General features: G+C 51.2%; 18 protein-coding genes. 15 read left to right on the forward strand and 3 right to left on the reverse strand.

Annotated elements, in window-relative coordinates:
- Positions 1-39: 39 nt before the first annotated feature.
- Entirely contained in the window at positions 40-3,753 is a 3,714-nt protein-coding gene (metH, locus tag IE064_RS11875; RefSeq protein ID WP_189618007.1) for a methionine synthase, read from the reverse strand.
- A 246-nt stretch (positions 3,754-3,999) separates the two neighbouring features.
- On the opposite strand from metH, the gene IE064_RS11880 reads away from it, so the two are divergent.
- The 6 genes from IE064_RS11880 (at position 4,000) to cobO (ending at position 9,128) form a co-directional block, all read left to right on the forward strand.
- Entirely contained in the window at positions 4,000-4,662 is a 663-nt protein-coding gene (locus IE064_RS11880; protein WP_189618008.1) for a histidine phosphatase family protein, read from the forward strand.
- A 97-nt stretch (positions 4,663-4,759) separates the two neighbouring features.
- Positions 4,760-5,605, forward strand: a complete 846-nt coding sequence (locus IE064_RS11885) for an ABC transporter ATP-binding protein (protein ID WP_189618009.1) — start codon at positions 4,760-4,762, stop codon at positions 5,603-5,605.
- Positions 5,592-6,632: a FecCD family ABC transporter permease gene (locus IE064_RS11890; RefSeq protein WP_133037910.1), complete on the forward strand. Its 1,041-nt coding sequence runs from the start codon at positions 5,592-5,594 to the stop codon at positions 6,630-6,632. The genes IE064_RS11885 and IE064_RS11890 overlap by 14 nt, the downstream gene beginning before the upstream one ends.
- 22 nt (positions 6,633-6,654) lie before the next feature.
- Positions 6,655-7,710, forward strand: coding sequence for a nicotinate-nucleotide--dimethylbenzimidazole phosphoribosyltransferase (gene cobT / locus IE064_RS11895; RefSeq protein ID WP_133037909.1), 1,056 nt, complete (start codon positions 6,655-6,657; stop codon positions 7,708-7,710).
- Complete coding sequence (locus IE064_RS11900; protein WP_189618010.1) at positions 7,710-8,501, forward strand: adenosylcobinamide-GDP ribazoletransferase; 792 nt, start codon at positions 7,710-7,712, stop codon at positions 8,499-8,501. Before cobT ends, IE064_RS11900 begins: the two co-directional genes overlap by 1 nt.
- Positions 8,502-8,522: 21 nt before the next feature.
- The gene (gene cobO, locus IE064_RS11905) at positions 8,523-9,128 is read left to right on the forward strand and encodes a cob(I)yrinic acid a,c-diamide adenosyltransferase (RefSeq protein ID WP_229800012.1); all 606 of its coding nucleotides are present in this window, start codon (positions 8,523-8,525) and stop codon (positions 9,126-9,128) included.
- A gap of 217 nt (positions 9,129-9,345) precedes the next feature.
- Here the strand turns inward: cobO and IE064_RS11910 are convergent, their stop codons facing one another.
- Complete coding sequence (locus IE064_RS11910) at positions 9,346-9,888, reverse strand: glutathione peroxidase (RefSeq protein WP_189618011.1); 543 nt, start codon at positions 9,886-9,888, stop codon at positions 9,346-9,348.
- Between the two features lie 79 nt (positions 9,889-9,967).
- Here IE064_RS11910 and IE064_RS11915 point away from each other — a divergent pair, with 79 nt between their 5' ends.
- From IE064_RS11915 to IE064_RS11925, 3 genes are read left to right on the forward strand one after another with little or no spacing between them, the layout of a single operon-like run.
- Entirely contained in the window at positions 9,968-10,111 is a 144-nt protein-coding gene (locus tag IE064_RS11915; protein ID WP_189618012.1) for a hypothetical protein, read from the forward strand.
- Complete coding sequence (locus IE064_RS11920; RefSeq protein WP_189618013.1) at positions 10,101-10,466, forward strand: CidA/LrgA family protein; 366 nt, start codon at positions 10,101-10,103, stop codon at positions 10,464-10,466. The genes IE064_RS11915 and IE064_RS11920 overlap by 11 nt, the downstream gene beginning before the upstream one ends.
- Positions 10,459-11,163 carry an LrgB family protein gene (locus IE064_RS11925; protein ID WP_189618014.1) on the forward strand — a complete coding sequence of 235 codons (705 nt, stop codon included), beginning with the start codon at positions 10,459-10,461 and terminating at the stop codon, positions 11,161-11,163. The genes IE064_RS11920 and IE064_RS11925 overlap by 8 nt, the downstream gene beginning before the upstream one ends.
- 32 nt (positions 11,164-11,195) lie before the next feature.
- On the opposite strand, the gene IE064_RS11930 is transcribed toward IE064_RS11925, so the two are convergent.
- Entirely contained in the window at positions 11,196-12,851 is a 1,656-nt protein-coding gene (locus IE064_RS11930) for a methyl-accepting chemotaxis protein (RefSeq protein ID WP_189618015.1), read from the reverse strand.
- A 203-nt stretch (positions 12,852-13,054) separates the two neighbouring features.
- On the opposite strand from IE064_RS11930, the gene IE064_RS11935 reads away from it, so the two are divergent.
- From IE064_RS11935 to IE064_RS11960, 6 genes are all read left to right on the forward strand, one after another.
- Complete coding sequence (locus IE064_RS11935) at positions 13,055-14,323, forward strand: efflux RND transporter periplasmic adaptor subunit (RefSeq protein WP_189618016.1); 1,269 nt, start codon at positions 13,055-13,057, stop codon at positions 14,321-14,323.
- Between the two features lie 118 nt (positions 14,324-14,441).
- A complete protein-coding gene (locus IE064_RS11940; protein ID WP_189618017.1) occupies positions 14,442-15,137 on the forward strand; it encodes an ABC transporter ATP-binding protein in 696 nt (231 codons plus the stop codon).
- 9 nt (positions 15,138-15,146) lie between these two features.
- The gene (locus IE064_RS11945; RefSeq protein WP_189618018.1) at positions 15,147-16,505 is read left to right on the forward strand and encodes an ABC transporter permease; all 1,359 of its coding nucleotides are present in this window, start codon (positions 15,147-15,149) and stop codon (positions 16,503-16,505) included.
- Positions 16,506-16,514: 9 nt separating this feature from the next.
- The gene (locus IE064_RS11950; protein ID WP_133037899.1) at positions 16,515-17,720 is read left to right on the forward strand and encodes an ABC transporter permease; all 1,206 of its coding nucleotides are present in this window, start codon (positions 16,515-16,517) and stop codon (positions 17,718-17,720) included.
- Positions 17,721-17,734: 14 nt separating this feature from the next.
- Entirely contained in the window at positions 17,735-19,066 is a 1,332-nt protein-coding gene (locus tag IE064_RS11955; protein ID WP_189618019.1) for a sigma-54-dependent transcriptional regulator, read from the forward strand.
- On the forward strand, positions 19,063-20,382 hold the full coding sequence (locus tag IE064_RS11960; protein ID WP_189618020.1) for a sensor histidine kinase: 1,320 nt from the start codon (positions 19,063-19,065) through the stop codon (positions 20,380-20,382). The genes IE064_RS11955 and IE064_RS11960 overlap by 4 nt, the downstream gene beginning before the upstream one ends.
- Positions 20,383-20,951 lie beyond the last annotated feature (569 nt).

Consider the following 20,951-nt stretch of genomic DNA (forward strand, 5'->3'; position numbering starts at 1 on the left):
TTGTTGTTGATAGACGGCAACTATTTGCGTTGCCGCCGATTACTCTGGGTCATAATCCAGCACAGGTGCCAGCCATTTTTCCACTTCTGCGATTGTCATGCCCTTGCGCTGGGCGTAATCCGCTACCTGATCGCGACCAATATTGGTGACGCCAAAATAGCGTGACTGCGGATTGGCAAAATACCAGCCGGAAACGGCTGCGGTTGGATACATGGCATAGCTTTCAGTGAGTCGGAGATCAATCCGTTGATCCGGTTGCAGCAACTGCCACAACAAGCCTTTTTCAGTGTGATCAGGGCAAGCGGGGTAGCCGGGGGCAGGGCGAATGCCTTTGTATTTTTCGCGGATCAACGCATCGTTATTGAGGTCTTCATCGGCGGCATAGCCCCAAAACTCCTTACGCACCTTTTCATGCAGGCGTTCAGCAAAGGCTTCAGCCAGTCGGTCTGCCAGACATTTCAGCATGATAGCGCTGTAGTCATCGTGGGCCGCTTCAAATTTTGCCAAGTGTTTCTCAATACCGTGACCCGCAGTGACCGCAAAGGCACCCATATAGTCGGCAACACCGCTGTCTTTGGGGGCAACAAAATCTGCTAGACAGAAGTTATGATTACCCACACGTTCTAGCTGCATGCGTAAGTGATGGGTGGTCAGCAAAGTTTGTTGACGCGCTTCACTGTCGTACAGTTCGATATCGTCATCGTTGATGGTATTGGCCGGGAATAAGCCAAATACTGCTTTGGCGGTGAGCCATTTTTCATCAATGATTTTATGCAACATAGCTTTGCCATCGGCATATACCTTACGGGCTTCTTCCCCCACCACCATATCATCTAGAATCTCCGGGAAGTGGCCGTGTAGCTCCCAAGCGCGGAAAAATGGTGTCCAGTCGATGCGCTCGACCAGATCTTCCAATGGATAATCCTCAAATACCTGAATGCCCAATTGCTTTGGCTTCACTGGTGGATTGGCCTGCCAGTCGTGCTGCACTTTGTTGTCGCGGGCGGCTTGCAATGGCACCAGCGTTTTGCGCTTGGTCTGTGCTAGGCGTTTCTCGCGCATCACTTCGTATTCGGTATAGATATCCGCGATGGTCTTAGCGCGGGTGTCATCGTTGATGAGTTTGCTGACCATTGGCACGGCGCGGGAGGCATCTGGAATGTAGATGGCTCCATGTGGGTAGTGCGGGGCAATCTTCACCGCCGTGTGAATTTTTGAGGTAGTTGCACCACCGATGATCGCCGGAATGGTCAGGCCTTCCCGGGCAAAGGTTTTGACGTTATGTACCATCTCATCCAGACTGGGGGTAATAAGCCCAGACATACCGATAATATCGACCTGCTCTTTACGGGCGGTTTCGATTATCTGTTCTACTGGCACCATCACGCCGAGGTCTATTACCTCGTAACCGTTACAGGCCAGTACCACGCCGACGATATTTTTACCTATGTCGTGCACATCTCCTTTAACGGTGACCATCAAGACTTTACCGTTGCTGGAGCCTTGCACTTTTTCTGCTTCAATGAACGGATTCAGGTAGGCTACCGCTTTTTTCATCACCCGCGCCGATTTCACCACTTGCGGCAGGAACATCTTGCCGGCACCAAACAGATCGCCGACCACATTCATGCCATCCATCAGCGGCCCTTCGATCACATCGAGCGGACGAGTCGCGGCCAAGCGGGCTGCTTCGGTGTCTTCATCGATAAATTCAGTAATGCCTTTGACCAACGCATGTTCCAGCCGTTTGTTCACTGGCCAGTGCCGCCACGCCTGATCTTCCTGTTTGCCAACACCGCTTTGGCCGCCACGGAATTTTTCGGCAATATCCAACAGCTGTTCGGTATTGCTGGAGCCAGCAACTGGGCATGGCAGGTTCAATACTACCGCTTCGACGCGCTGCTTCAGAATGGGGTCGATATCGTCGTAAATTGCCAACTGCCCGGCGTTGACGATGCCCATATCCATGCCCGCCTTGATGGCGTGATACAGGAATACCGCATGAATCGCTTCGCGCACCGGGTTGTTGCCGCGGAATGAGAAGGAGACGTTAGACACCCCACCAGATACCATGGCGTGCGGCAAGGTAGCCTTGATATCTTTCACGGCATTGATGAAGTCCACCGCGTAGTTGTCGTGTTCTTCAATGCCGGTGGCGATGGCAAAAATATTTGGGTCGAAAATAATATCTTCTGGCGGAAAGCCTACCTTATCGACCAATATGCGGTAGGCGCGGGTACAGATATTGATTTTGCGTGCGTGGGTATCGGCTTGGCCCTGTTCATCGAACGCCATAATGATTGCCGCGGCACCATAACGTTTTACCAGTTGTGCATGTTCGATGAACGTTGCTTCGCCCTCTTTCAGCGAGATAGAGTTGACGATGCCTTTTCCCTGAATGCACTTTAATCCGGCTTCAATCACTTCCCATTTGGAGGAGTCGATCATCACTGGCACTTTGCTGATGTCGGGTTCAGAGGCGATAAGATTGAGAAACTTCTGCATCATCTCCACGCCGTCCAGCATGCCTTCATCCATGTTGACGTCGATGATCTGCGCGCCGCTTTCTACCTGTTCGCGAGCCACATCAAGCGCGGTTTCAAATTGTCCCTCTTTAATCAACCGCAAGAATTTAGCAGAGCCGGTGACGTTGGTGCGCTCTCCCACGTTAACAAACAGACTGTTGGTGTCTATGGTCAGCGGTTCCAGCCCGGCAAGACGGCAAGCAACGGGCAATTCGGGTAACTGCCGGGGTTGATGCTGACTGACGGCTTCACGGATGGCTTTAATGTGCGCCGGAGTTGTCCCACAGCAACCACCGACTAAGTTAACCAGCCCTTCTTTGGCCCACTGACCTATGACTTCGGCCATCTGCGCAGGGGTTTCATCGTAACCGCCAAATTCATTGGGCAGCCCCGCGTTGGGATGCACCGAAACAAAGGTTTCACTGATGCGGGCCAATTCTTCTACGTAGGGGCGTAATTCTTTCGGCCCAAGCGCGCAGTTGAGGCCAAACGATAACGGCTTGATGTGGCGCAGTGAGTTGTAAAAAGCTTCAGTAGTCTGGCCGGTGAGGGTGCGGCCGGAGGCATCGGTAATAGTACCGGAAATCATCACTGGCAGTCGTATGCCGAGCTTTTCAAACACTTCATCGATAGCAAACAACGCCGCCTTGGCATTGAGGGTGTCGAAGACGGTTTCCACCATCAGTATATCCGCGCCGCCTTTGATAAGCGCTTCTGTGGCTTGTATGTAAGCAGCCACTAACTCATCGAAATGGATATTGCGAAATCCTGGATCGTTGACATCGGGGCTGATGGAACAGGTACGGTTTGTGGGGCCTAGAACCCCGGCGACATAACGGGGTATTCCAGTCGCTGCTGCCACTTCATCGGCGGCCTCTCGTGCTAGTCTGGCCGCGTGTTCGTTAATTTCGCTGACCAGCGCCTGCATGTCGTAATCCGCCATGGCGACGGTGGTAGCGTTGAAACTGTTGGTTTCAATAATATCGGCACCGGCTTGCAGATATTGGTGGTGAATCGACTTGATGAGCTGTGGCTGAGTTAATACCAACAGATCATTATTACCTTTGACATCACAGTGCCAGTCACGGAAACGCTCGCCACGATAATCGGCTTCTTCCAACTTGAAGCTCTGGATCATGGTGCCCATCGCACCGTCGATAATCAAAATTCGTTGCGCCAGCGCATCATGAATTTGTCGGGCTGCAACGGTGGAAGAAGTGTTAATCATTCGAAGCCTTAATTACCTATTACTAAAATAAAAATTAACAAATACAAACTTTTAAAATTGAGTTATGATCCAGATCACATTACTGTGATTATGACAGTAAACGAGCATCATAGTATGGCTGCGGAATAACTACAGGGCTGTTTTGGATGTTTATACGTATAGACGTCCATAATAAGGATTACAACGTTCTGCGGCAAGGTGAAAATGTTGCCCTTTAGCCCGGGTAGTTAAATCGAAGGAACCATCATGTCCTGCTACAGAAAATTGACAGTATATTTGATGCGCCACGGCAACTGCGCCGATGGCGATATTCTAAGAGGCCGTACCGATTCGCCACTGAGCGAACAGGGACAAGAGCAGATGTGGAACGCTTGGCGTGAGCTGTGTGATCATCTGCCGGAAGGCAAATTGCTGTTATTAAGTTCACCATTACAGCGTTGCAGCCTATTTGCCGACAGTCTTGCCAGCGAAATGCCGGAGTTTTTTGAACGTCCGCTACAAACCGCTAACTGGTTGCAGGAACTGAATTTTGGTGAGTGGGACGGTAAATCTATGGTCGCGCTGCAGGCCGACTATCCTAAAGCCACTGCGGCTTATGCCCTTGACCCCCTTAATCATACGCCGCCTCATGGCGAAACCGTGAATGAACTGTACCAGCGTGTTAACCGTGGTTGGCAAGATTTGGTAGAAGAACTGCTGAGTAGCCAGCAGGACAATGCCTTGTTGATCACTCATGGCGGGGTAATACGCACTCTTATCAGCGAAGTGCTTAATCCGGGACAGGCACCATTGAGCGGTGTGTTCAGCAGCCTAGAGTTGCCTTATGGTTCATTGTTGAAAATTGTGGTGGATGCCCATGAAGTTGATGGCGAATGGCAATGTTTACCAAAACTACACTGGCAATTATAAACATCACCAGTGGTCTGCCGCGCTGATTACTGGCGGCAGACTACCATATCCTGTTAGCCTATTGAGCCTGAGATGATGAAGTTGCTGGAGACGGCCTATGAAGCCGGCACTGAAGGCTGATAATATTTGCTGGTCGGTAGCCGAAAAATCGATTCTGTCTGGTGTCAGCTTTAGTTTAACCAAAGGAAAAGTGCTGGGCCTGATAGGCCCTAACGGCGCCGGTAAATCCAGTTTGCTGCGATGTTTGTACCGCTACATCCGGCCAGATACCGGTCATATCCAGTTGTTTGGTGAAAACATCAACCGCATGCCGCTGCAAGTTTTTGCTCGTCAGGTTGCAGTTGTACTGCAGGATACTCCGCCTCAGTTAGAGCTAAGTTTACGACAATTGGTGGCAACCGGTCTGACCCCTTATAAAAGACTTTTCGAGCGCGATTCAGCAGAGGATAATAATGCTGTTGCCACAGCATTGACTCAGGTGGGCCTGAGCTCGCTGGCGGATGAAGTGTTTCGGCACCTCTCTGGCGGAGAAAAACAGCGGGCGCTGATCGCCAGAGCTATTGTGCAGAAACCTTTGTTGCTATTGCTTGATGAGCCGACAAATCATCTGGATATCCGTTATCAGATCCAGATCCTTGAGCTGGTGAGAAGCCTTGGTGTGAGTGTTATCGCTTCAATCCATGACCTCAATCTGGCGGCAGCGATGTGCGATGACTTGCTGTTGTTGCATCAGGGACAAGTGGTAGCAGTGGGGGAGGCGGCAGCTGTGCTGACAGAACAGCGGCTGAGTGATGTCTTCGGTGTTTGCAGTCGGATCAGTCAGCATCCGCAGACAGGCAAGCCGTTGATCCAATATTTTTATGGTTATTCGCCGTTAGTGGCGGATAAAGCTGAAGTTGATGCAGCCCGACGTGATAGCGGAGCGCTTTATGTCGCTAAGTGAAAGCCCACCATTACGCGTGGATAGGCGATTACAGAGCTGCTGGTTAGTGGTGTTGTTAGGGCTGTTGGTGACGCCACTGGCCGCGACCGCTTTTGGTGCTGCCGATAATATCGGGGTACTGGAAGTTGCCCGGGTATTGGGCCACAAAATAGCAGGCATGGGGCAAGTGTCTGCTATCGACCAACGGATTGTGTGGGAGTTGCGATTCCCGCGTGTGTTGCTGGCGTTTGTTGCTGGCTGTGGGCTAGCGCTATGTGGCTATGTGCTGCAAAGTGTGACCCGGAATCCTTTGGCTGACCCATATCTGTTTGGCATCAGTGCCGGTGCGTCTTTCGGTGGCGTATTGGCAATGACGCTACTCGGTGGCACTTGGCTGGCGTGGGTATCGTTACCATTAGGGGCATTTGCCGGTGCCTGTCTGTCAGTATTGTTGGTACTGATAATGGCAGGGAGCCAGGCAGAACGTCAGGTAGAACGCTTGTTGTTATCCGGCGTGGCGGTGTCTTTTATGTTCGGTGCCTTTACCAGCCTATTATTGTATTTTTCCACGCCACAGGCGACCGCATCATTGTTGTTCTGGACCTTGGGCAGTTTTGCTCGAGCCGACTGGAACACCCTGTGGATGCCGGTGGTGGTGGTTTTAGTGGCACTGGTACTGATAGTCGGTTACCGACGACAAATCCTAGCAATGCTGAGCGGCGATGAGACCGCGCACACCTTGGGGGTTAGGGTGATGCAAATGCGACTGGGAATGTTGTTATTGTGTTCACTGATTACTGCAACACTGGTGGCACAGTGCGGTGGTATAGGTTTTGTGGGGCTGATGGTGCCCCATCTGCTGCGTTTGCTATTGCCGGGAAGGCATCCAATGATGCTAACGGCACTGGCAGGCGGGTTATTTATGGTGTGGGTAGATGTGGTAGCGCGCAGCCTGTTACCCACCCAGGAACTACCGGTCGGCATTATTACGTCGGCAATCGGCAGTGTATTTTTTTTGGCTGTTCTGCATCAGCGCAGACAGTATTAACCTAGATTAAGGTCAAGCTATTATGTATTCGGTAACTCCCGTCAATCACGCATTTGATGATGCCATCAAATCGCGGATACACCATAAAACCAAGTTACGTGGTTCGCTCGGCAAGCTGGAAGAAGTCGCCTTGAAGCTGGCACGTATCCAGTTTAAATCTCCTGAAGATAAACTTGCTATCAAGAAGCCGGTGATGCTGGTCTTTGCCGCTGATCATGGCGTAGCCGATTTCGGCGTATCAGTGGGTGACAGCGAACTCACTTCCGAAATGATTGAGAATTTTGTCAAAGGCGGTGCGGCAATTAACGTATTTTGCCGCCAGAATGGCTTGGAACTGGAAGTGATTGACTGTGGTACCCGACATCAGTTGGCATTACCCCAGGTCGTAAATCAGCGTCTAGGTGATGCCACTAAACCAATACATCAAGAAGAAGCCATGTCTATTGAAACCGTTTTTGAAGGTTTCAGAATGGCGAAAGAACTGGTGAAGCGCCATATCTATAACGGCAGCAATATGTTGGCAGTTGGGGAAATCGGCATTGGTAACACTACCTCGGCTTCCGCCGTCATGGCTGCACTCACCGGTATTCCGGTCGCAGAATGTACTGGCCGCGGCTCAGGTATTGATGAAGAAGCGCTGAAACGCAAACGTATGATAGTGGAGCGTGCTTTGCAGCTACACTATGCCAATCTAACAGATCCTGTGCGGGTATTGGCTTGTCTCGGTGGCTATGAAATTGTGCAGATGACCGGTGCCATGCTAGCCGCTGCGGAGTTTGGCGTGCCTGTCGTGGTCGACGGATTTACCTCATCGGTAGCTGCATTGGCGGCGGTAAAATTGGCTCCAGGTGTCCGTGAATATCTGATTTTTGCACATCAGTCGGCGGTCTATGGCCATAAGCAATTGTTGGCACGGCTAGATGCGCATCCTATGCTGCATCTGAATTTACGTCTGGGTGAAGGCTCCGGTGCTGCGCTGGCGATGCCACTGCTGCACTCTGCGGTGAACTTCTACAATGAAATGGCGGCTGTAGATGGTGTTGATGCCAGTAACAGCAACGGAACGGGAGCAAATTAATGGGTAAATGGGCTTTCTGGCTGGAGCAGCTACGGCTGTTTGTCATTGCCGTTGGCTTTTTTACCCGTATTCCGTTATTGCGACGCACCAGTCCTGACAACGATACCATCAATCGCGCCAGCCGTTATTATGGGTTGGTCGGAACCTTGGTGGGCGGTTTGTCAGCGCTGGTGTTGTGGCTGTTGTCGCTCTACCTGCCATTGTCGGTTGCAATAGTGTTGTCGATGATCACCAGCGTCTGGCTGACCGGTGGTTTTGACGAGCACGGGCTGGCCGTCACCGCAGACAGTTTTGGTGCTGGCGATTCTGCCGGACAGAAACTGCAAATGATGAAAGAACGGCGGCTTGGCAGTTATGGCGTGTTAGCATTGGTGTTGGTATTGCTGCTCAAGTTTGAGCTGTTAATGGAGTTGGCGTTATATGATCCGACACTGACGGCATTGGCGCTGGTGTTGGGACACACGCTCAGTCGAGTCACTGCCGCCAGCCTTATTTTTGGTGAAACCTGCGTCCATGAAGAGGGGCTGAACCGCCATCCGGTGCAACGCCAAAGCATTAATGAATTGAGCTTTCTGCTGGTTACCGGGTTAATTGTGATGCTGTTGTTTTCCCGCGGGCAGCTCATTCCTCTAGTGGTGGGGCTGCTACTGTTGCGTTTTATTCTGGCGCGTTGGTTCCGCCATCAGATTGATGGGTATACCGGTGATACGCTCGGTGCCGGACAGCAACTGGCCGAAGTATTGGTTTACATAATTGTGTTAGCTGGCTGGAATGCTGCCACCCGTAGTTAATTTGTTTTCCAGGATAATATTGTGACGGACAATCATGATGACAATGCCCGCCACCAAGCGCGGCAGCAAAAATTGAAGCAAGCGGTCGATGCACGAGTCGCTGCTGCTACCGATGAAAAGGGGATCTTGCTGGTGCTGACCGGCAATGGTAAGGGCAAGTCCACATCAGGTTTTGGTACGGTGGCGCGGGCGGTTGGCCACGGTAAAAATGCCGCAGTTGTGCAGTTTATTAAAGGTAACTGGGCATGTGGCGAGCGTAAGTTACTGGAAAATGCCGGTGTACGCTTTGAAGTGATGGCAACTGGATTTACCTGGGATACCCAAAATCGTGCCAATGACACTCTAGCGGCAGAAAAGGCGTGGGCGGTAGCCGAACGGTGGTTACAAGACCCCGCAATTGATGTATTGCTGTTAGATGAACTGACCTACATGCTGAGCTTCCACTATCTGGATCTGCAACGGGTGTTGCTGGCGCTGAAAAATCGCCCGCCGTTGCAACATGTGATCGTCACCGGCCGTAATTGCCATCGGCAGTTACTGGAGCTGGCTGATACGATCAGTGAAATCCAGAATGTCAGACATGCCTTTGATCATGGTGTTAAGGCGCAGGCGGGGTTTGACTACTGAAAGTTGCACGACTGCTACCGAGTATTCCACGAGCTGTTATGCCTTACCTCTCAAGCGGTCAGCGAATTGCTGCTGATAATTGAATACTCAATAACACCGGAACACATCGTCCTGTTCCCAGCGAGATTCATACTCATCGTCAGCGGTGGTGGTTGGCGTTGAATAACGCTCGAATGCGTTTTTTTAAAGGATGGCAATGCCATCCTTTGTGACTCACTTAGGCAAGCGCTTTATTAAGTGCTGTTAGAAATACCTCAGAAGTAACGGTCACATCCGGTGCAAAACGCGCCAGCACTGTGCCATCTTTGCCAACAAGAAATTTCTCGAAATTCCATAAAATATCCTCATCGTGTTTTGGTGCCTGGCCCAGTTCGATAAGTTTGGCTTTGAGTTTGCCATCTGCGGCAGCTATCGCCTCAGGCTGTGACAGAACTAATGCTTTGTACAAGGGATGGCGGTGCTCACCATTGACGTCAATTTTGGCGAACATTGGGAAAGTCACGCCGTAGTTCATACTGCAGAATTGTTGGATTTCCGCTTCATCGCCAGGTTCCTGACCTAGAAATTGATTGCAGGGAAAACCGAGGATTTCTAATCCATCAGCAGCTTTTGCTTTGTAGAGCGCTTCCAGGTGTTCGTACTGGCCAGTCAAGCCACACTTAGAGGCAGTGTTGACAATCAGCAGTACTTTGCCGTGAAAGTCAGCTAGCAGTTGATTGTCTCCAGTAATGGTTTTGACTTGGATGTCATAAATACTCATGATACTTCCCTTTGTTGATATTTGATCAAGATCACACTGCCTCAGTTGATTGTCATCTGCAAGTCCGGATTGCTATTGTTTGTTGCAACAATCATCAACCGTTGCTTTCAGGCCGTCAGAGATGCTCAATGCTATCTTCGCAGATGCTGATAAACAGGGTAGTCTTGAGCCTTACCGCAATACGTTGCGGATGTTAGTCACCGGAGGACAAATTGCCTGTTAATGGTTTAACTTGGCTGGTAGTACTGCAATTATTAGGCGCCTTGTTGCAGCAATGGTTGTTGCCAACTTTGCCCGGCCCAATCATTGGGTTGCTGTTACTGTTTATCTGGCTGCTATTTTATGGGCGCTTGCCTAAGTCGTTAGAAGCCGCTGCGTCACCGTTATTGCAGTATCTGCCGTTGCTGCTGGTGGTGCCCTGCGTTGGGCTGATGAATAACTTAGACACACTGCAGTCTCAATGGCTGGTGATTGCCGGGTCACTCTTTGGCGCTATGCTGATCACCATCCCTCTCAGTGGTTGGTTGATGCAGTGGTTAATTCGCCGTCAGCAGCAAAAAAGAGGTCGTCATGATTGAGTCGTTGCTGGCGAGTCTGCAAGCATTAAAATCTACGCCAGAATTTGCGGTCGGCTTGACGTTGGTCGCCTTTCAAGTGGCACTACTGTTTTATCGCAAAAGCAAAATTGTGCTGTTACAGCCAGTCATTGTGGCGGTCACTATGGTGATTACGGTGTTGCTATTGTTGGATGTTCCCTATAGCGACTATCAGGTGGCGGCGGAGCCGGTGGCATTTCTCATCGGTCCGGCAACGATAGCATTGGCGGTGCCGTTATACAGCCAACTGCGGCGTATCCGCCAGTTGTTTGGCCCGATCCTGATAACTTTGCTCTGTGGCGGCAGTCTGACGGTCATCCTCAGTGTGCTGTTTTGCTGGCTGCTAGGCGGGTCTGAGATGTTGCAGATGAGTTTGGCACCGCGCTCGGTCACGATGCCGATAGCCATTCTGGTATCAGACAGTCTCGGTGGCAGCATGTCGTTGACGGCAGCATTTGTCATGATCACCGGTGTTTTTGGGGCCGCCTTGGCGCCCTGGTTGTTGAAACTTGCACGGGTGACAGAACCTGCTGCACGAGGTCTGAGTTATGGTATTAATGCCCATGCCATAGGAACCGTCAGAGCATTGGAAGAAAGCGAAGAATGTGGTGCGTTTTCCGCGCTGGGGATGAGCTTGTTTGGCGTGTCGTTGGCGCTATTGCTGCCTTTGCTGCTGTAGTTGTTCACAAAGGCAGCGCACCCAATTAGCTATTACACATGAAAGTGCTGCATTTGCTGGCTGAGTCGTTGTGATGATTCATAGACTTCACTACTGGCGGTCGAGGTGTTACGGGCATTAGCCAGCACGTTATGGGAATGCTCGCTGATGTTTTCCATATTGCGGTTGATGTGGTCAATAACGGTACTTTGTTGTTCGGTTGCGGCGGCAATCTGGATAGAAATTCCTAACATGTCGTCTAACAATACCACGACCTGATCTAGGGCGTTGCCTGCCGCTGACGCTTTGTCAGCGGTGCTATTAACCCGTTCAGAACTGAGGTTTATCACCTCCACGGCATGTTTCACACCCTGGTTCAGCCGATCGATCATCCCCTGAATATTCTGGGTAGATTCTTGGGTTTTCATCGCTAGTGCCCGGACTTCATCCGCAACCACGGCAAAGCCTCGACCAGAATCTCCGGCGCGAGCGGCTTCAATAGCAGCGTTTAGCGCCAATAGGTTGGTCTGATCTGCAATGCCACCAATGACATCCAGTACCGAAATAATATTTTTGCTTTCCTGCTCAAGTTGTTTGATGGTGCTAATGGCATTGTTCATGTCTTCGACCAAACTGGAGACCTGTTCGATGGTGCCGGTGATCTGCTGGTGCGAATGTTCCATCTCCTGCTGGGCGTTATGGGCTTTATCTGAAGACTGCTGGGTTTGATGAGTGATTTCTTTTACGGCGCTATTCATCTGCGACACGGCACTGACTGCATCTTCGATATGACGAAACTGTTCGGTAGCACTGCTACCGGTGGACGATGAGGCATCAACCAGTGCCGTCGTATGCGCATGGATACGGCCAGTTTCTTCGTTTACCTGACGGATTAACTGTTGCAGATAGTGAATAAAGCCGTTGATGGCATTGGTCAATTTGCCTAATTCATTATCTCCCATCGAGGGTAAACGTAATGTCAGATCGCCACCGGACTGGCTCAGTTGGCTCATTTTAGTGGTGACGTCATTAATAGTGTCGCTGATGGTTTTAGGAATAATCAGCGTAAACAGTACGCCAAAGATAATTGCCAGACAGGCAATCCCGAGAACGGTGTATAGCTGTCGCGCTTCCTGTTGCAATGTGGTCTCGGAGATCCGCTGGCGCTGCTCGGTCAACTCCTCCTCAAATTTGTCGTAAAAGCTGCGCAGAGTACTGAATAACTGCTCGTGTGGGCCAACTAACAACTGGTATGCCTGGTCGTAATTCTGTTGCTCCACGGCTTGCATTATCTGCTCGGTGATGGCTTTCCATTCGCTATAAGCCCGCTCAAAGTCGGCATCCCGTTCTGGATAGAGCTTCACGCCTTCAATGGACGCCTTGGCTCGCGACTGCAGCATGCGATCATAAGCTTGTTGCCGGTTTTCCACTATGGCATCACGACTCTTTTTAATAATGGCATTATCGAGCTTTTGCTGGGCTTGGGTGTTGTAATCACGTAATGCCACCTCTGCCTGATACAGGTCGCGATCAGCATTTAGCACCAACTCAGAAGCTGGCGCTAAATGGTCTGTCAGCATACGGATTTTAAGCACTAATTGTGTGCTGTTATACCAACCAATGACCGCCAGCAGCAGTATCAGCAAGGTCAGCAACATAATTGGCGTTGCTATCTGTACCCGAATAGGTAAGTGTTTGAAAAATTTCATTATGAGATTCCCCTTTCAAAAGCACCTGTATCTGCTGCTTTTAAGCATAGACTAGAAATCTGACTTTAAAATGGCGCGGACGCCGGGCGGACGGTGGACACCTAAAACGGACACTTTATATAAATTAAAACAATATAAAACAATATGTTAAATGTTGGCCCGAGATTTGTTTAATCACTGTCAGACAACTTTCGGGGAACGATATGATCAGAGATACCGCCGGCCAGGATGTGATACTGCAGCCGAAGTCAAAATCCCGCTATGGCATGTACGCAGCCGTTGCACTGCTCGTGGTGGTGCTGATAGTGATGTTGGTACAACGTTGGCAGAGAGCTGCCGCCACCGATATGACCGTGCCTAGGGCTTCGGTGCAGATCGCTACAGTATCTACTGGCGATGTCCTGCGGGATCTCAGTGTGCAGGGCAAAGTCGTCGCGGCGAACAGTCCGACGCTTTATAGCACTGCACAAGGGATTGTGACCTATGAAGTGAAGGCTGGGGACCGAGTAAAGAGTGGCCAGCTGTTGGCACAGCTCGACAGCCCCCAGACCACGTCACAGCTTAAACAGCAGCAGGCAACACTGGCGCAGTTGCAAGGGGAATTGGAGCAGCACCGTATTAAAGCGCAGCGGGATCTACTGGAAAAACAGCAGGCTCAGGATTTAGCGCAGGTGGACCTTAACGCTGCCAAACGCGAGTTGCAGCGCAACGCTGATGCTCGGCAGGATAAGGTGATCAGCGATCGCGACTACCAGCGCAGCAAAGATGAGCTGGCTCGTGCTGAGGTGGTGTTCAAGCAATCCGAAGCCTCACTGCAATTGGTGCGGCAATCTATCCGTTATGAAGAGGAAACGCTGGCGCAGCAGATCAAAGCACAGCAACTGCTGGTGGCAGAGTGGCAGCGGCAAGCCGATAACCTGCAAGTGTTGTCGCCGGTGGATGGCATGGTGGGGAGTCTCGCCGAAGCGCAGAAAGCCGCCGTACCCGCTTATCAGCCGTTACTGACAGTGGTGGATTTATCCGGCTATGAAGTCGAGGTGATGGTGCCCGAAAGCTATGCCAACGAGCTGGCACTGAGTATGCCGGTAGAGATCGCCTCCGATGGTCGCCAGTATCCTGGGCAAATCGCCGCAATCAGTCCAGAAATTACCAACGGGCAGGTGGTGGCAAGGTTACGTTTCTCGGCAGAAACCCCCGCCCAGATCCGCCAGAACCAGCGGCTGTCAGGACGGATCCTGCTGGAGAATCGTCTGCAGGTGGTTCGCGTTGAGCGCGGTAGTTTTGTCGACTCAGATAACGGTCGCAGTGTGTTTGTGGTCGAGGGTAATCAGGCCAGACGAGTGCCGCTGACGCTGGGTGCCAGTGGTTTCAAATATGTTGAAATTACCAGCGGCGTTAAACCCGGACAGCAGGTGATAGTGTCTGATACCAGTCGTTTTAAAACGGCCGATAGCTTACTGCTAACTGATTGAGTTTTTAAGGAGACTTCCCGACGTTGGCACAAGGAGTGTGCCGTATTTTTTTACGCTGCGGCGCAATATGCCGCTAACTGAATTTTTGACGACCTGAAACAACAGGGAGAACACAGCTATGCTGCAGATGGAAAACATCAGCAAGGTTTATCGTACCGAAACCGTTGCCACACATGCGTTACGGGATTTTAATCTGCATGTGCAATCAGGCGAGTTTGTCTCGGTGACCGGCCCCTCCGGTGCGGGAAAAACTACTTTTTTGAACATTGCCGGACTGCTAGAGCAGTTTGATAACGGCCGCTATATGCTGGATGGCATCAGTGTCAGCGGTTTGTCTGACAGCGCTCGTTCCAAACTCAGAAATGAAAAAATAGGATTTATATTTCAAGGATTTAATCTTATTCCTGATCTGAATATTTATGACAATGTGGATGTGCCGTTACGTTACCGCGGTTTTGGTCGTAAGGAGCGGCAACGGCGTATTGATAAGGCATTGGAACAGGTGGGGCTAGCCGCCCGTCAAAAGCACCTGCCATCACAGCTCAGTGGTGGTCAGCAGCAACGTGCCGCCATTGCCAGAGCCTTAGCGGGAGAGCCAGCTTTCCTGCTGGCGGATGAACCGACCGGTAACCTCGACTCTATTATGGCAAGGCAGGTGATGGAACTGTTGGAACAGATTAACAGCCAAGGAACCACTATCATCATGGTAACCCATGACCCGGATCTGGCGCATCGCGCCCAGCGTAACATCCAGATAGTGGATGGTGAGGTCGCGGATTTTCATGGCTTCAACGCGACTGCGGCAGCGGTATAAGGAGGCACCATGCTGAGTTATTACCTGCAATTGGCATGGCTATCGGTGCGGCGCACCCCGGTGATGTCATTGCTGATGATCCTGACATTGGCGGTAGGGGTAGCGGTCTCCATGACCATGCTGACACTGCAACATGTGATGTCCACTAACGGTCTAGCCGCCAAGAACGATACCCTGTACGCCTTGCAGATCGATAATGCCTCTGCAGGGGATGGTGGCACTAGCAGCGGTAACAAATTAACTAACGGTTTACCCTATCTTTTGTCTTATCGTACCGTGACCACACTGTTGCGCTCTGACATCCCGTTGCATCAGGTGGCAATGCATCGTTGGGCGGCAGCGTTGTCACTGGAGAACAATCAGGTACGGCCTAGCAAAGAACTGGTGCGAGTTACCAGTCGCGATTTCTTTGCGTTGTTTGGCGTGCCATTTATCTATGGACAGGTGTGGGACAAAAGTGCCGATAACGACGCCCGTTATCAGGTGGTGATTGACCGGACCATGAATCAGCGCTTGTTTAATGGTGAAAATTCAGTTGGCCGCAGCCTGCAACTGGATGGTCGCCCTTACCAAGTCGTAGGTGTGGTTGAAGATTTCAATCCACTGCCCTCGGTGCAGGATCTGACGCAGGGTGCTTTTGGGGGCAATGCCAGTATCTATCTGCCCTTTGGCTTACATCGGGCATTACAAATGATGCCCTATGGAAGTATGACCTATTCGTCCAGTCACCCTCGACCCCAGCCGCAAGAGCCCTTGACACCGGAGCAGCAGTACGAGCAGATCCTTCAGGAGCGTTATTTCTGGATGCAGTACTGGGTGGAATTACCGGATGCCGACACTAAGAATGCATTTGTCAGTTATCTACGTAACTACTTTGACGAGCAGCGGAAAACGGATTTTTTTGAACGCGACTTCAAATATGCACTTTCGACACCATCGCAATGGCTGGCACTTAATCAAGTGGTCAGCAACGATACCCGAGTGATGACTTGGCTGGCATTGGTATTTCTGGCGGTGTGTATTATCAACACTATAGCGTTGCTGTTAGCCAAATTGTTGAAGCAGGCTCCAGAAACCGGCATTCGCCGCGCATTGGGGGCCAGTCGCAGCGCCATTTTCATTCAAAATCTGGTGGAAAGTGGCGTGATAGGTGTGCTCGGTGGATTGCTGGGTATTGCGCTCAGCCAGCTGGGATTGGGATTGGTCAGAACCTTGGTCAGTCGTGATGAAGCCGCTGTGGTATACAGCGATGGTTTGACGCTGCTGTTGACCATCGCGCTGGCGCTGCTGGCAAGTATTATCGCCGGTTGTTACCCCGCTTGGCGCGTCAGCCGAACTTCCCCAGCCTACTATCTGAAGAATCAATAGGAGAGCACCATGTTTGAATTTGGCCCCATAGTGCGTACCCTGTGGCGCAACAAGACCGGTGCGATACTGATTATTATTCAGACCGCACTGACACTGGGTATTGTCGCCAACGCTGCGTTTGTGGTCGATCAGCGGCGGCAGATTATTGAGCGTCCGACCGGTATCGATGATCAACACCTGTTTTCACTGCAGTTGGCACCGTTGAGTGAAACCAGCTTCAGTTATCAGGATGTGCAGCGGGATCTGCATGAGATCCGGCGGCTACCTGGCGTGATTGATGCGTCATTCAGTAACACTTCACCGCTGTCTAACTCTGGCAGTTCTAGCGATATGACTAATGAGGAAGATCCTCAGAAACCGATGGCAGCGATGGTCGATCTGTATTCGACTGACAGTCATGGTCTCAATACGTTAGGGTTAACGTTGCTTTCAGGCCGTTTTCTGGAGGAGCAGGAGGTGACTGCCAGCTCATCGTTTGAGGATGGATCTAATAGCATCAAGGCGGTAGTGTTGAGCCGTTCGCTGGCAGACAAACTCTATGGCAAAGACGTGGATCCTACCGGTAAACTGCTGAACGGATTGCCAGTAGTGGGGGTGGTGGCTTCGGCCATGGTGTCATATGTTGCTCCAGGATACACTGATGGTGTGGCCTTTATTCCGCGTTTTGCCACAAATTATCCGCCTAACTATGTGATTCGTTGTCAGCCGCAGCAGTGTGAACAACTGATGGTTAAGGTGCCTGAATTACTTGAAAAACTCGATCCTAACCGGATGGTGCGCAATGTCCGCACTATGGCGGATAACAAACACAACTCCTATCGTCGTGACCGCTCAATGGTGGTGATGATGACTGCCACCATTATTCTGGTCTCAGCGGTGACCGGATTAGGAATTGTCGGGCTGACATTGTTGTGGGTAAATCAGCGCCGAAAACAGATAGGGATTCGTCGGGCACTAGGGGCGACGCAATTAGCCATCATCCGTTATTTTCTGCTGGAAAACGTGGTTATTACCGGTATTGGTATTGTGGTTGGCGTGATTATATCATTGGCGATTAATCAACTGATGGTGCAGCATTACAGCATGACCGCCCTGCCAGTATCCTATCTGCTCAGTGGCATGGTGGCCGTATGGCTGCTGGGACTTTTGGCAGCGTTGATGCCAGCCTGGCGCACCATACGGATTTCACCAGCGTTGGCAACCCGTAATATCTGATACAAGTGGCGTATATGGATACCATTCTGATCATTGATGATAATCCCGCAGTGTGCGATGCCCTGTCCTTGCTGTTGGCAGTACATGGTTTCAATGCGGAGACTGCTGCTACGCCAGCTGCTGGTTTGCAGCGGTTGGCACAGCAAGATATTGCCTTGGTGATCCAGGATATGAACTTCAGTCGCGACCAGAGCAGTGGTGAGGAAGGTCGGCAGCTGTTTTATGCAATTCGGGAGCGGCATCCCGACCTGCCGTTAATTCTGCTAACTGCCTGGACGGAGCTGGAAATGGCGGTGGAACTGGTGAAAGCTGGTGCCGCCGATTATCTGGGTAAACCTTGGGATGACGCCAAGCTGCTGGCGACTGTGACCAATCTGTTGGAGTTGTCGGAGCTATCGCGGCAACAACGCCAGCAGCAACAAGCGCTGGCAGAGCGGCGGCAACAGTTGGCAAAGCGTTTTGATCTCAGTGGCCTTATCTACCAGTCAGATGCTATGCAGCGACTGGTGGAAACCGCACTACAGGTGGCGCGGGCCGATGTGCCAATACTGATCACCGGGGCCAACGGTGCAGGCAAAGAGAAAATCGCTGAACTAATCCAGCGTAATTCGGCGGTAAAAAGTGGGCCGTTTATCCGTGTCAATGCTGGCGCATTGCCTAATGAACTGATGGAAGCTGAGCTGTTTGGGGCTGAACCTGGCGCTTATACTGGCCTTAACAAAACCCGTATTGGCCGTTTTGTGGCGGCTGATGGTGGTACTTTGTTTCTGGATGAAATTGGCAATCTGCCGCTGTCCGGGCAGATGAAGCTGCTACGGGTGCTACAGACCGGTGAATTTGAACGCCTTGGTTCATCCCAAACCCGTCGCTGTCGGGTACGGTTGATCTCAGCCACTAACAGCGACCTGCCGCAAGCCATCAGAAATGGTGAATTTCGCGAAGATCTGTATTACCGGTTGAATGTGATTGAACTGAAACTGCCACCGTTACACGAGCGGCCGGATGATATTCTGCCATTGGCCCGGCATTTTTTGCAGGGACGGGCATTGACCACCGAAGCGGCGCGGGCGTTGGAAGCTTATAGTTGGCCCGGCAATGTCCGCGAGTTGCAAAACACGCTGATCCGCGCCGATTTGCTGTCTCAGGGGGTGCAGATTACCTTAGCGGATCTCGGATTACCGGCGGCAACCGGGGTGATACCGCGCCCAGTTTTTGAGCCGGATGTCACCCAGATCCGCGAAATGCTGGCCAACACCAGTTCCCTTGCGGAAGCGGCGCGGCAGTTAGGCTTATCACGACAGGCGTTGTATCGGCGCATGGAAAAATACGGGATCCCTTCAGCTTGAGTATCGAAGGCAAACTGACATCAGTGCTGATACTGGCATTGCTGCTGATGGCAGCGGTGACAGACTTACTGTTAACTTGGCAATGGCCGCTGCTGCTGTCGTTGATTGCGGGCGGATTAGCGGCAATGCTGCTGGCGTTGTTGCTGGGACGTCGCATTACTCAACGTATTAATCGCGGATTACAGGCGCTAACCACCGGGCTGCTCAATTTTCAGGATAACGATTTTTCGGTGTCGCTGACGCTGGACGGTCGCGATGAATGGTGCGAGCTGGCGACACTGTTCAATACTGCTACCTCACGGTTACGTGAGCAACGGGCACACATCTATCAACGGGAATTGCTACTGGATTCGGTGCTACAGAACACCAGTCTGGCGATTGTGTTAACTGATGACACTCGGCGGGTGCTGTATGGCAACTTGGCCGCACGGCATCTGCTAGCACATGGTTTACCACTTGAAGGTAAGCGTTTGCCGGAATTGGTGGGTGATCAGGATGAGATTGCCAGTTTGTTGCAACAAGCAAAAACCGGCGTGTTTTCTATCAATCGAGAGCAGCAACAGCAGATTTGGCATCTGAGTTGCGCGGTAATGCGTATGAACGGTGTGCAGCATCATCTGTATCAGTTCAAACCGTTGACCCAGGAACTCACACGGGCCGAGATCCAAACCTGGAAAAAAGTGATCCGGGTCATCAGCCATGAACTGAATAATTCGCTGGCCCCCATCAGTTCGATGGCCCATTCCGGCCAGCGGTTATTGCAGACTCAGGCCGATACCAAAGTGTTGGGGCGAATATTCGACACCATCAGTGAGCGCAGTGCGCATCTCAATACCTTTTTGCAGGAATACGCCGATTTTGCGCGGTTGCCGTTACCGCAATGCAGCCATTTTCATTGGCCGGAACTACTCAATACGCTGCAAAGTCTGCAACCTTTCGCCATCGTCGAACCACTACCGGATGCGTTGGGCTGGGGCGATGCTAGACAGCTCGGGCAGGTATTGCTCAATCTGTTAAAAAACGCTGCGGAAGCGGGCTCTGCCACAGCAGATATTCTGTTGGAACTGCGTATTACGCCCCATCGACAATGGCTTACGGTCAGTGACCGTGGTGACGGCATGGCCCCAGAGGCGCTAAGCCAAGCGCTGTTACCTTTTTACTCCACCAAAGCCGGGGGCACCGGATTGGGGCTGGCGTTGTGTCGGGAAATCATCGAAAACCACGGTGGACAACTGGCAATAAGCAATCGTGAGGATGGCGGCTTACAGGTGCGCTTCTGGTTACCTTGTAGCGCCGATGATAATGTGGGACGTTGACAAACAATCGATTGGAATGCTCATCGTGATTGTCCTCATCCACTCCAACTCGTTGCACACGTTAAGCTAACTTTAGTGCCTTAGTGCATTAGTGCCGACAACACCTGTCGCCAACGGATATATTTGAAATTTTCCGATGCATCCGGCAGGCGATTATCACGCTATTGGGCACCATCAGCCCATGTGGGACCGCCGACATCCAATGCTCCATCTCAGACTCTCCGTCAACTCACCCACGGTATATCGTTGGCTGATTTCTAACGCATTGTGGTTTGCGTGCTACCCTTTGATGTGTCTTTTTAACGTTAATGAGATCATTTTTCAGCAACTGCATGACGATGTATGAGTAATGCGTTTGTGAATATTTGAATAATGATTACAACTTATTGAGTGTAAATAATATTTATAGTTTTGCTGAGATGTTAGACGCGGCGTCGGCGCATTACGCTAGCGATTATGAGCCATTGAGAAAACGGTCACTTTAGCCTTGTGGCGAATACACATTCTTTATAATTGGCACTATATAAGTAAGCAGACGTTCACGTAGATGATGATCTTTAGTGTGATGA

This window comes from Shewanella fodinae (genome assembly GCF_014651955.1).
Taxonomy (GTDB): Bacteria; Pseudomonadota; Gammaproteobacteria; order Enterobacterales; family Shewanellaceae; genus Shewanella; species Shewanella fodinae.

Coding starts and splice junctions, on each gene's coding strand:
- metH (WP_189618007.1), bottom strand. CDS start 3,753: ATGATTAACACTTCTTCCACCGTTGCAGCCCGACAAATTCATGATGCG.
- IE064_RS11880 (WP_189618008.1), top strand. CDS start 4,000: ATGTCCTGCTACAGAAAATTGACAGTATATTTGATGCGCCACGGCAAC.
- IE064_RS11885 (WP_189618009.1), top strand. CDS start 4,760: ATGAAGCCGGCACTGAAGGCTGATAATATTTGCTGGTCGGTAGCCGAA.
- IE064_RS11890 (WP_133037910.1), top strand. CDS start 5,592: ATGTCGCTAAGTGAAAGCCCACCATTACGCGTGGATAGGCGATTACAG.
- cobT (WP_133037909.1), top strand. CDS start 6,655: ATGTATTCGGTAACTCCCGTCAATCACGCATTTGATGATGCCATCAAA.
- IE064_RS11900 (WP_189618010.1), top strand. CDS start 7,710: ATGGGTAAATGGGCTTTCTGGCTGGAGCAGCTACGGCTGTTTGTCATT.
- IE064_RS11910 (WP_189618011.1), bottom strand. CDS start 9,888: ATGAGTATTTATGACATCCAAGTCAAAACCATTACTGGAGACAATCAA.
- IE064_RS11925 (WP_189618014.1), top strand. CDS start 10,459: ATGATTGAGTCGTTGCTGGCGAGTCTGCAAGCATTAAAATCTACGCCA.
- IE064_RS11930 (WP_189618015.1), bottom strand. CDS start 12,851: ATGAAATTTTTCAAACACTTACCTATTCGGGTACAGATAGCAACGCCA.
- IE064_RS11935 (WP_189618016.1), top strand. CDS start 13,055: ATGATCAGAGATACCGCCGGCCAGGATGTGATACTGCAGCCGAAGTCA.
- IE064_RS11940 (WP_189618017.1), top strand. CDS start 14,442: ATGCTGCAGATGGAAAACATCAGCAAGGTTTATCGTACCGAAACCGTT.
- IE064_RS11945 (WP_189618018.1), top strand. CDS start 15,147: ATGCTGAGTTATTACCTGCAATTGGCATGGCTATCGGTGCGGCGCACC.
- IE064_RS11950 (WP_133037899.1), top strand. CDS start 16,515: ATGTTTGAATTTGGCCCCATAGTGCGTACCCTGTGGCGCAACAAGACC.
- IE064_RS11955 (WP_189618019.1), top strand. CDS start 17,735: ATGGATACCATTCTGATCATTGATGATAATCCCGCAGTGTGCGATGCC.